The 631-nt window shown below is 54.6% G+C and carries 2 protein-coding genes; both read left to right on the top strand.

Annotated features, from left to right (window positions below; genetic code table 11):
- Positions 1-172 (top strand): STAS domain-containing protein (locus HT737_RS30740; RefSeq protein ID WP_374011223.1); only part of this gene is annotated, 172 nt, incomplete at its 5' end.
- An 11-nt stretch (positions 173-183) separates the two neighbouring features.
- Positions 184-631 (top strand): universal stress protein (locus tag HT737_RS30735; protein WP_182404701.1); only part of this gene is annotated, 448 nt, incomplete at its 3' end.

Below are 631 nucleotides of genomic sequence, written 5' to 3'. Positions count from 1 at the left end.
GCATTTCKGGGATATCACCGCCGTCGCAGCCCTGGATAAGGTCGTGATCAAGTTCCGCCGCGAAGGCGCTGAGGTTGAAGTGCTCGGTCTCAATGAAGCCAGCGCAACAATCGTTGACCGCTTCGGTGTGCATGACAAACCCGGTGCCATCGACAAGCTCATGAGCCACTAAGGAGAACGACAATGACCCACGTAATGGCATGCATTGATAACTCACAATCCTCATTGGCGGTCTGCGATTACGCAGCATGGGCCTCGCAACGACTCAGCGCTCCCCTGACCTTGCTTCATGTGCTGGATAAGGAAAAATATCCTGCATCCGCTGACCTCAGCGGCAATATCGGCCTCGGTAGCAGAGAACATCTACTGGAAGAGTTGGCCACGCTGGATGCGCAGCGTGCAAAACTGGCCTTGGAACATGGACAGCACATGCTTGAAAAAGCTCGCGAGCGAACAGTCATCTCTGGCGCCATGTCACCTGATCTGAAGCAGCGCCATGGACATCTAGTCGAGAGCCTGAGCGATCTCCAAAACGATATTCGATTACTGGTGATCGGAAGAGTCGGAGAGGACAGCACGCGCAGTGCCCAAAGTCTTGGCAGCCAGATTGAAGCGGTAGTCCGAACTATCC

The sequence above is a fragment of the Pseudomonas sp. MD195_PC81_125 genome, from assembly GCF_014060985.1.
In the GTDB taxonomy this organism is placed as follows: domain Bacteria; phylum Pseudomonadota; class Gammaproteobacteria; order Pseudomonadales; family Pseudomonadaceae; genus Aquipseudomonas; species Aquipseudomonas parakoreensis.
This window is presented reverse-complemented; position numbering and strand designations above follow the sequence as displayed.